The 10,001-nt window shown below is 69.5% G+C and carries 10 protein-coding genes; 4 read left to right on the top strand and 6 right to left on the bottom strand.

Annotated features, from left to right (window positions below):
- Positions 1 to 552 precede the first annotated feature (552 nt).
- Together ACGFIV_RS17605 and ACGFIV_RS17600 are read left to right on the top strand one after the other, a co-directional pair.
- Positions 553 to 1,356 (top strand): purine-nucleoside phosphorylase, encoded by an 804-nt coding sequence (locus tag ACGFIV_RS17605; protein ID WP_358549198.1) that lies wholly within the window; start codon positions 553 to 555, stop codon positions 1,354 to 1,356.
- 200 nt (positions 1,357 to 1,556) lie between these two features.
- Complete coding sequence (locus tag ACGFIV_RS17600) at positions 1,557 to 3,188, top strand: phospho-sugar mutase (protein ID WP_358549196.1); 1,632 nt, start codon at positions 1,557 to 1,559, stop codon at positions 3,186 to 3,188.
- Positions 3,189 to 3,219: 31 nt separating this feature from the next.
- Here the strand turns inward: ACGFIV_RS17600 and ACGFIV_RS17595 are convergent, their stop codons facing one another.
- From ACGFIV_RS17595 to ACGFIV_RS17575, 5 genes are all read right to left on the bottom strand, one after another.
- Positions 3,220 to 3,840 (bottom strand): hypothetical protein, encoded by a 621-nt coding sequence (locus tag ACGFIV_RS17595; protein WP_358549194.1) that lies wholly within the window; start codon positions 3,838 to 3,840, stop codon positions 3,220 to 3,222.
- A gap of 66 nt (positions 3,841 to 3,906) precedes the next feature.
- Positions 3,907 to 4,986, bottom strand: a complete 1,080-nt coding sequence (locus ACGFIV_RS17590) for an adenosine deaminase (RefSeq protein ID WP_358549191.1) — start codon at positions 4,984 to 4,986, stop codon at positions 3,907 to 3,909.
- A gap of 120 nt (positions 4,987 to 5,106) precedes the next feature.
- Entirely contained in the window at positions 5,107 to 5,460 is a 354-nt protein-coding gene (locus ACGFIV_RS17585; RefSeq protein WP_358549189.1) for a cupin, read from the bottom strand.
- A 45-nt stretch (positions 5,461 to 5,505) separates the two neighbouring features.
- Complete coding sequence (locus ACGFIV_RS17580; protein ID WP_358549186.1) at positions 5,506 to 6,144, bottom strand: hypothetical protein; 639 nt, start codon at positions 6,142 to 6,144, stop codon at positions 5,506 to 5,508.
- A gap of 165 nt (positions 6,145 to 6,309) precedes the next feature.
- On the bottom strand, positions 6,310 to 7,755 hold the full coding sequence (locus ACGFIV_RS17575) for an MFS transporter (RefSeq protein WP_358549184.1): 1,446 nt from the start codon (positions 7,753 to 7,755) through the stop codon (positions 6,310 to 6,312).
- A gap of 86 nt (positions 7,756 to 7,841) precedes the next feature.
- Between ACGFIV_RS17575 and ACGFIV_RS17570 the strand changes: the two genes are divergently transcribed.
- The gene (locus ACGFIV_RS17570; protein ID WP_358549182.1) at positions 7,842 to 8,210 is read left to right on the top strand and encodes a MarR family transcriptional regulator; all 369 of its coding nucleotides are present in this window, start codon (positions 7,842 to 7,844) and stop codon (positions 8,208 to 8,210) included.
- A gap of 75 nt (positions 8,211 to 8,285) precedes the next feature.
- Complete coding sequence (locus ACGFIV_RS17565) at positions 8,286 to 8,636, top strand: PRC-barrel domain containing protein (RefSeq protein ID WP_392835909.1); 351 nt, start codon at positions 8,286 to 8,288, stop codon at positions 8,634 to 8,636.
- 53 nt (positions 8,637 to 8,689) lie between these two features.
- On the opposite strand, the gene ACGFIV_RS17560 is transcribed toward ACGFIV_RS17565, so the two are convergent.
- Positions 8,690 to 9,967 (bottom strand): thymidine phosphorylase, encoded by a 1,278-nt coding sequence (locus ACGFIV_RS17560; protein ID WP_358549176.1) that lies wholly within the window; start codon positions 9,965 to 9,967, stop codon positions 8,690 to 8,692.
- Positions 9,968 to 10,001 lie beyond the last annotated feature (34 nt).

Genomic DNA, 10,001 nt, shown 5'->3' with positions numbered 1-10,001 from the left:
GTTCGCGGCAGCCCGGGGTGCAAGGCCGTCTGGAACGCCGACTCCTGAAATGAGCACCATCGACGCGGAAACAAAAAGCGTCCCGATACTCAACCGTCGACGTAACCCCGAACGACGCATGCGCCGACCCTCCGTTTTAGCCCATGAGTACGTGGCCCTTCGTCACGCCGACGAATGGCCACGCTCGATGCATCTGTAACCCACCAGAGATCACTTGGAACATACGTATGGGTCGCCGTCTTTACAAGCGTGAGTTAGATCACACTACTTTTCGGCACAGGACACTGACCAAACTTCATTTGATCGCTCCAGATATAGGCCCCATCAGAGAACGCCGAAATCCCTGATCAGAAGCTCGCCGGATGCGCTTGGCCACTCGTGCGATCACCAAGCGTTGATCACAGCGCGGACAGGTCACAGATTTCGGCCCGGACGACTACGAGGTTCCGGGCGGGAGCGACCTCACCGAGAGTTCCGATCAACTTGCCGTCCTCCAAAGGGCCCGTCGGGCCGTGTGCTGATCATGGGATGGGGGTTGTAGCCTCGGTGGTCGTGAGTAGTGACGCCTATGAACTCGCCGCGGAAGCCGCGGGTGCGCTGAAGTCCCTTACCGGTGTCGAGTCGTTCGACGTGGCGCTGGTCATGGGGTCCGGGTGGGGCCCGGCCGCCGACGCCATCGGCACGACGATCTCCGAGCATCCGGTAACCGAGCTGCCGGGCTTCGCGGCCCCGGCCGTGGCCGGTCACTCCGGGAAGATCAGGGCCGTCGAGACCGAGTCCGGCAAGAAGGCGCTCATCTTCCAGGGGCGCACCCACCTCTACGAGGGCAGGGGCGTGGAGCCGGTCGTGCACGGCGTGCGCACCGCGGTCGCGGCCGGTGCGGGCACGGTCGTGCTGACCAACGCCGCCGGGGGGCTGCGGCCCGAGGTTCAGAGCGTCGGCGAGCCCGTGCTGATCAGCGACCACATCAACCTGACGGGTGCGAACCCGATCACCGGGGCGACCTTCGTCGACCTGACCGAGGTCTACTCCAGGCGCCTGCGCGAGCTGGCCCGCGAGGCCGACCCGTCGCTCGCCGAGGGCGTGTACGTCGCGTTCCGCGGCCCGACGTACGAGACCCCGGCCGAGATCCGCATGCTCCGCACGCTGGGCGGTGACCTGGTCGGCATGTCCACCGTGCTGGAGGCCATCGCGGCGCGGGAGGCCGGGGCCGACGTGCTCGGCGTCTCCCTGGTGACCAACCCGGGCGCGGGGCTGGTCGGCGAGCCGCTGAACCACGAGGAAGTCCTCCAGGTCGGCAGGGCGACGGCGGCGCGCATGGGCGTCCTGCTGGCCAAGGTCGTCAACAAGCTCTGACGGTCGAGCCGGCCGGGATTTCGGTAGAGAGCTTTGGCATCTCTGTCGAACTTGTGCGTTCGGGAGGGTCGGCAACCGCCCGATCCGTTCCCCGGCGCGGGAGGAGACGGTGGCTGCCGCTGTCCGGTGAGGGACTACATTGACCCGGTTCGGTCGGGTGGCCGACTTCTTACGTGAGTTGAATGGGCTGAAGGGGCGTTATGTCTGATCTCGTGCGGCGGGCTGAGGAGTGGCTGGCTCAGGACCCGGACCCGGAGACGCGGGCCGAGCTCCAGGAGATCCTCGACAGCGGGGACACCGCCGAGCTTCAGGACCGCTTCGGGACCAAGCTGGAGTTCGGCACGGCGGGCCTGAGAGGCGAGCTGGGCGCCGGGCCGAACCGGATGAACCGGGTGACCGTCATGCGTGCGGCGGCGGGCCTGGCAAGGCGGCTCGGGCCGGGCAAGCACGTCGTGATCGGGTACGACGCCCGGCACAAGTCCGACGTGTTCGCCCGTGACTCGGCGGCCGTGCTCAACGGAGCCGGGCTGCGCGTCTCTCTGATGGGCCATCACTGGCCCACGCCCGTGCTGGCCTTCGCCGTGCGGCACCTGGGCGCGGACGCGGGCGTCATGGTCACGGCGTCGCACAACCCGCCCCGGGACAACGGCTACAAGGTCTACTGGGGCGACGGCGCCCAGATCGTGCCCCCGCTCGACGTGGAGATCTCGGAGGCCATCGACACGATCGGGCGCGTCGACAAGCTTCCCCTGGGAGACGAGTGGGAGACCCTGAGCGACGCTGCGATCGTCGGACCGTACCTTTCGGCGGTCGGCGCCCTGCCGCTGGGCGACGCCCGTGACCTGCGGGTCGTCTACACACCGATGCACGGCGTGGGCGGTGAGGTCCTGCTACGGGCCTTCACCACGGCCGGGTTCGAGAGCCCGTTGGTGACCGAGGCGCAGTTCGAGCCCGACCCCGACTTCCCGACCGTCGCGTTCCCGAACCCGGAGGAGCCCGGCGCGATGGACCTCGCGCTCCAGCTCGCGGAGAAGGCCGGCGCCGATCTGGTGATCGCCAACGACCCGGACGCCGACCGCTGCGCCGTGGGCGTGCCCACGCGGGACGGCGGCTTCCGCATGCTCACCGGTGACGAGGTCGGCGGCCTGCTCGGCGAGTACGTCATCGACCACACCTCGGGCCCCGACCGGCTGGTGGCCGCCTCGATCGTGTCGTCCTCGCTGCTCGGCAAGATCGCCCAGGCGCGCGGGGTACGGCACGCCGAGACGCTGACCGGCTTCAAGTGGATCGTGAAGGCCGGGGACGGCCTCGTCTACGGCTACGAGGAGGCGCTCGGCTACAGCGTCGGCTCCGACCAGGGACTGCCGGTACGCGACAAGGACGGCATCGGGGCCGCGCTCACCGTGGCGGGCATGGCCGCCCAGGCGAAGCGGGACGGCAGGACCCTGCTGGACCTGCTCGACGACCAGGCGGCCACGTACGGCTTGCACGCGACCGCGCAGCTCTCGGTCCGGGTGGACGATCTGTCTCTCATCACGGACGCCATGGAGCGGCTGAGGTCCAACCCTCCCGAGGCGCTGGGCGGCCGGGCCGTCCTCTCCGTGGACGACCTCAGCAGGGGCGTCGACGGGCTGCCTCCCACGGACGGGCTCCGCTACCGGCTGGACGGCGACGCCCGCGTGATCGTGCGCCCCTCGGGCACGGAGCCCAAGCTCAAGTGTTACCTGGAGGTCGTGATCCCGGTCGGCGACGACATCTCCACCGCCAGAACCCGGGCCGCGCACGACCTGGACTCCCTCAAGTCCGACCTCTCGACAAACCTCGGCCTGTGAACTCCGACGGCCTGACGGGGCGAGACCGCCTTCAGGAGAGGATGAGGGCGGCGATCACCAGGGTCAGGGCGGCGGCGAGGGCTACCAGGGCTGAGGGGGACCAGGTCGTGGTCAGCGGGAGTCGCTCCCCCGTGCCGCGGGACTTCTTCTCGGCCGTCTCGGTGAGCTGCTGAGCGACCCAGTCGGCGTGGGTGCGTCCGGCCATCATCTGCGTCGCCGCCTGCTCGGCCTTGGAGAGCTGCGGCTGGGTGCTGGGATAGCGGCCGGACTTGGCCGGGACGACCGGAGCCCCGCGACGCACCGCCTTGGCGCGCTCGCGCGCCGACGACTGGGGAGTCCAGCAGCGCACGCTGTCGTCGCCCGACTCGATGATGATCGCGTGGGAGACGTGGATGCCGTCGACGGCCTTCCACGGCACGAAGACGTTGCGCAGCGGGTTGCGCACCAGGACGCCGTCCTCCCCGGGCAGGATGCCGGGTCGCAGGCAGCCGACGAAGACCGCGGCGGTCAGCACGGCGAGCACCGCGCCGGCGACGAGCGCGGAGGGCATCGTGCCGTTGGCCACCAGGTCGACGGCGTTGAACGCGGCGAACACCATCCACACCCAGCCCAGAACCCAGGCCGTCTTGGACCGGAAGATTTGTGGCTTCACCGCTCGCTCACCGCTACCTCTCCGTTCAGCAAGGCGGTCACCACGTTAACGCCTCCGGCGCAGTGCTCAAGCCTGCCACTTGAGCCGGGCGAAACCCGGCTTGATGACGCCGTTGATCAGCGCCAGCCGCTCGTCGAACGGGATGAACGCTGACTTCATGGCGTTGACCGTGAACCACTGCAGATCATCCCACTCGTAGCCGAAGGTCTCGACGAGGTTGGCGAACTCCTGGGACACGCTGGTGTCACTCATCAACCTGTTGTCGGTGTTGACGGTGACACGGAAGTAGAGACGGCGCAGAAGGCCGATGGGGTGCTCGGCGAGCGAGGACGCAGCGCCGGTCTGGAGGTTGGACGTCGGGCACATCTCCAGCGGGATGCGCATGTCGCGCACGTAGGACGCGAGACGTCCGAGCTTCGCGGTGCCGTCCGCCGCGACCTGGATGTCGTCGATGATGCGCACGCCGTGGCCGAGCCGGTCGGCGCCGCACCACTGGATGGCCTGCCAGATCGACGGCAGCCCGAAGCCCTCGCCCGCGTGGATCGTGTAGTGGGAGTTCTCCCGCTGCAGGTACTCGAAGGCGTCCAGGTGCCGGGTGGGCGGGTAGCCGGCCTCGGCGCCGGCGATGTCGAACCCGGCCACGCCCACGTCGCGGTAGCGCACGGCCAGTTCGGCGATCTCCATGGAACGTGCCTGGTGGCGCATGGCGGTGAGCAGCGCCCCGACCCGGATGTTCCGGCCCTCGGAGCCGATCTTGAAGCCCTCCAGGACGGCCTCGATCACCTCGTCGAGGCTGAGGCCGCCGGAGGTGTGCAGCTCGGGCGCGTACCGCACCTCGGCGTAGACCACACCGTCGTTGGCCAGGTCCTCCGCGCACTCGGCGGCGACGCGGACCAGCGCGTCCCGCGTCTGCATGACGCCGACCGTGTGCTCGAAGGTCTCCAGGTAACGCTCCAGAGACCCGGAGTCGGACGCCTCGCGGAACCAGGTGCGCAGCTCGTCCACATCGGTCGTGGGGAGCCGGTCGTAGCCCGTCTCGCGGGCGAGGTCGATGATCGTCTCCGGTCGCAGGCCACCGTCGAGATGGTCGTGGAGAAGGACTTTGGGCGCTTTGCGAATCTCGTCAAGTGTGGGCTGCTGCGTCATCGGAACATCCTAAGGAGTCTTTCGCCCATGATGGCTCACGGGTGGTACGGCCGGACGGCGCACCGCCGGATCCGCCGGTCGTCCGCCGCCCGGGAGGCTGCGACCTGCGTTGAGGTCCGGCTAGTCTTCGCGGTTGGCGGTGTCGGGTGAGAAGGCGGGCGTGCAGACGGCGACGTACTCCGCGCCCTCGGGGCCGACGGTGTAGCGGATCTTCTCGCCGGGGAGGCTCACGAATGCCTCGCCCGCGGACACCTCGGTCACGCCCTCCTCGTGCTCGATCACGACGGTGCCGCGCAGCACGAGGGTGTACTCGGTGAACTCCGGAGTCTGGGCCGGCTCCTCCCAGCCCGCCGGAGCGTTCATGTGGGCGATGGACACCTGGTCGTCGCCACTGTTGACGCGGCCGATGTACTCGTCGATGACCTTGCCGCCCGGCACAGGGATGCGGGTCGCGCCCGCTATTTTGCGTACCACGCGCACAGTCTATTGAGCCGCGTACCTGTCGTGATACCGCCCGATTCAGTGGGCGATGTCGATGACCAGCCGCGACGGGTTCGCCTGCTCGCTGACCCGGAACCCGGCTCGGTGGCGCAGAACGATAGCCACGGTCACGACGCCCTCGAAGTCGCCGACGCGCACGACACTCATGACGTTGGCGAGGTCGGGCTGGAGCATGGGCGTCCTGCCCCAGGTGGGCTTGCCGTTGGGGGTGTGCGCGCTGGCGGGCGTCAGCGTGGCCTGGAGGTACGCCCCGCCGTTGACGTCGATCGGTTCCCCGGAACCGTCCTCGATCAGTTGCTTCACCCAGCCCACGGTGTATCCCGTCCTGGCCCCCTGAAGGTCGATCACCACCCGGTCGTACCCCTGGTGGGCGGCGACGCGCGCCCCCTTGACCAGGGGCGGCTCGGCGGGCGCGCGTTTGACCTCGACCTGCTTGGTGCCGGTCGGCGGCGGCAGGTCGGAGGAGCCGGTGGACGGGGTGAGGGTCGCCGTGGGCTCCGGGTCCGGCGTGGAGGCCGAGGACGGAAGGGGCGAGAAGGAAAGCGGTGCGGGCGAGGACGCCGCGGGCGTGATCTTCGCGCCGGATGGGGAACTCGGGCTGGTGCCGCAGGCCGCGACGAGTGCGAGCGGCACCAGTGCGCCGGCGATCCTCTTCATGGGCCTCGGCTCCTCCGCTGGGTTCACCAACTCCTTAGACGCCGACAATGCCTCACCAGTTCACGGGCAAACTCCGGATCCCGAAAATGTGTCCTAGATGCCCCTGTACAAGCGAGGAGCCCCCCGGCGCGCACGCGCCAGGGGGCTCACCAGGAGGGACGGAGATCAGATGGTCTCCAGGACCTTCACCTCGCCCCCCTCCCCTTGCTCCGCGGCCGGGGCCGCCGTACGGGCGCGGAGCAGGCCCGTGAGCGCGATGCCGAGGCCGAGGAGCGCGATCACGGCGCAGACCGCGAACGACGATCGGATGGCCGTCATGGTGACCGCGCCCCCGTCGGCGGTCGCCACGGCGGCCACGATCGCGAGCACGAGCGCTCCGCCGACCTGGCCCGAGGTGTTGAGGAGGCCGGAGGCCAGCCCCTGCTCGTCGTCGGCCACTCCGGCGGTGGCCTGGATGTTCAGCGAGGGGAACGACAGCGCGAAGGCGATGCCCAGCAGCACCATCCCAGGAATGACCAACCTGCCGAGGCTCGGGTGCTCACCGGCGTTCAGGAAGACCGCGTACCCGGCGGCCAGGGCGAACGAGCCGATGACGATCAGCCGGGCGGTGCCGAACCGGTCGGCGAGGCCGCCCATCTTGGTGGAGGTGACGGCCACGAGCAGGCCCGCGGGCAGGAACGCCAGCGCGGTGTGCAACGCCGACCAGCCCAGGAGGTTCTGGAAGTACTGCATGGCGACGAACTGGAAGCCGACGTACGAGCCGAAGAGGATCACCAGGCCCAGGTTGGCCCTGACCAGCGGCCCCGAGCGCAGGATGCCGAGCCGTACGAGCGGGTGCCTGACGCGCCGCTCGACGGCGACGAACAGGGCGAGCAGGAGGACGGCGCCCGCGATGGCGGCGATCGTCCGCACCGAGCCCCACCCGGCCTCGGGCGCCTGGACGACGGCGAACACGAACAGCAGCATGGACGCGGTGATGGTCGCGGCGCCGACCAGGTCGTGACCCCCGGTCGCCCGCTCCTCCCCGGAGTGGCGCGGAAGCAGCTTGGCCCCCGCCACCAGCGCGATGATCGCGACCGGCACCGGCATGAGGAAGGTCCAGCGCCACCCGAGCTCGGTGAGGAACCCGGACAGGACCAGCCCGAGAGAGAACCCGCTGGCGCCGCAGGCGGTGAAGATGCTCAGCGCGCGGTTGCGCGCCGGGCCTTCGGCGAAGGTCGTCGTGATGATCGAGAGTGCGGCGGGCGCGGTGAAGGCCGCGCTGATGCCCTTGATGAACCGGGCGGCGATGAGCAGGCCGCCGTCGTCGACGAGCCCGCCGAGCAGGGAGGCCACGGCGAAGACGCCGAGCGCCGCGAGGAAGACGCGGCGGCGGCCGAGCAGGTCGGCCGTACGGCCGCCGAGCAGCAGCAGGCCGCCGTAACCGAGCACGTACCCGCTGACGACCCACTGCAGGGAAGAGGTGGACAGGCCGAGGTCGGCCTGAATGGACGGCAGGGCCACTCCGACCATCGAGACATCGAGGGCATCGAGGAACACGACGGCGCAGAGCACGGTGAGCGCTCCCCAGAGGCGCGCGTTCCATGGTTCGTCATGTGTGGAGGGGAACATGGGTCGGAACATTACATGCGCATGCATTCAATGCACAAGCAAATAATTCTCGTGCATCTAATGAGCGTGCATGCTATAGTCCGGCCATGGACGACCTCGACGTCGTGAGCTCATGGCGTGACCTGCTGGCCCGCCACGCCGCCACGTGGTGCACGCTCGAACGCGAGCTGGGCGAGAAGCACGGGCTGGGCGTCAGCGAGTTCGAGGTCCTCGACCGCATGGTCGAGTCCGAGCACGGGAAGTACCGCGTCCAGGAGCTCGCGGACGCCGTCCACCTCAGCCAGAGCGCGCTGTCGCGGCTGATCTCGCGGTTGGAGAAGACCGGGCTGGTCTGCCGCAACATGTGCGTGGAGGACCGGCGCGGTGTCTTCGTCCAGATCACCGACGCCGGCGTCGAACGCCACCGCCAGGCCCTGCCCACCCACCGGGCCGTGCTCAGCGCCTCGCTTTCTTGATCGCCCGCCGCGTTTAGCGCGGCTACTCCGGGTAGTCGAGGAGTATCACCGTCTCGACGACAGGGAGTGCGACACATGACCGAGGCCTGGACCTACCGCGACGGCGTCGCCCCCGACCCCGACCTGAGCCTCATCGACTACGACGTCGAGGCCACCGACGGCAAGATCGGTTCGGTGGAGGAGGAGAGCAACGTCGACGGGGACAGCTACCTCGTCGTCGACATCGGCTTCTGGCTCTTCGGCAGGAAGGCCCTCGTGCCCGCGAGCCTGGTCACCCGGGTCGATCCCGAGGCGAACAAGATCTACCTCGCCCGCGCCCAGGACGAGATCGAGAACGCTCCGGAGTTCGACGAGGACACCTACACCGACGTCGCCTACCGCCGGCGGGTCGGCGATTACTACAGCAGTTTCAGCTACGCGCCGTAAAGGCCGCACGGGCCCTCCTCATGCCGAGGAGGGCCCGTGCGGCACGCGGGGCCTCAGACGGTGATCCTGTCGATCACGAGCGGGAGCATGCCGGGGTCCGCCTCCACGCCGACGTCGTAGGCGCCGTCCAGAGCCTCAAGTGCCCGCTCGAAGCGGGCGATCTCGTCGGCGTGCAGGGTCATCAGGCGCTGGCCCTCACGTACCTGGTCCCCCGGCTTGGCGTGCAACGTGATCCCCGCGCCGAAGGACACGGCGTCCTCCTTGCGTGCCCGGCCCGCGCCGAGGCGCCAGGCCGCGAGCCCGACCCCGTAGGCGTCCAGCCTCGTCAGCACCCCGGAAGCGGGCGCCGTCACCTCGACGGTCTCGGCGGCCTTCGGCAACTCGGCGTCCGGGTCCCCGCCCTGGGCGGTGATCATGCGCCGCCAGGCGTCCATGGCCGACCCGTCCCTGAGCGCGTCCTCGGGGTCCTTCCCGCTGATACCGGCCGCGGCCAGCATCTCGCGCGCGAGCCGTACGGTCAGCTCCACCACGTCGGACGGGCCGCCTCCGGCGAGGACCTCGACCGACTCCTGGACCTCCAGGGCGTTGCCGATGGCGAGGCCGAGCGGGCGGTCCATGGCCGTCAGCAGGGCCACCGTTTCGACCCCGTGGTTCACGCCGAGGTCGACCATCGTACGGGCCAGCTCGCGGGCCGTCTCGACGCTCTTCATGAACGCGCCGGAGCCGACCTTGACGTCCAGCACCAGCGCGCCCGTACCCTCGGCGATCTTCTTGGACATGATCGACGAGGCGATCATCGGGATCGACTCGACCGTGCCGGTGACGTCGCGCAGCGCGTACAGCTTCTTGTCCGCGGGCGCGAGCCCGTCGCCGGCCGCACAGATGACCGCGCCGGCCTCGCGCAGGACGGCGAGCATCTCGTCGTTCGAGAGCGACGCCCGCCAGCCCGGGATCGACTCCAGCTTGTCCAGCGTCCCCCCGGTGTGGCCGAGGCCCCGTCCGGACAACTGCGGCACGTACGCCCCGCACGCGGCCACCAGCGGGGCCAGCGGCAGTGTGATCTTGTCACCCACGCCGCCCGTGGAGTGCTTGTCCGCGGTCGGCCTGTCGAGCGCCGACCAGTCCATGCGGGAGCCGGACCTGATCATCGCCTCGGTCCACAGGCCGATCTCGCGGCGGCCCATCCCGTTGAGCAGGATCGCCATGGCCAGAGCGGACATCTGCTCGTCGGCGACCTCTCCCCGCGTGTAGGCGTCGACCACCCACGAGATCTGGCCCGCGGAGAGCTCGCGGCCCTCCCGCTTGGTGACGATGACGTCGATCGCGTCCATCAAGAGCTCCCCGAAAATGTCGTCAGGTACGAAA

Origin of the sequence: Sphaerisporangium sp. NPDC049003 (genome assembly GCF_043197795.1) — a bacterium.
GTDB lineage: Bacteria > Actinomycetota > Actinomycetes > Streptosporangiales > Streptosporangiaceae > Sphaerisporangium.
Note: the sequence above shows the minus strand (reverse complement) of the source record. Positions and strands in the feature narration are given on the sequence as shown.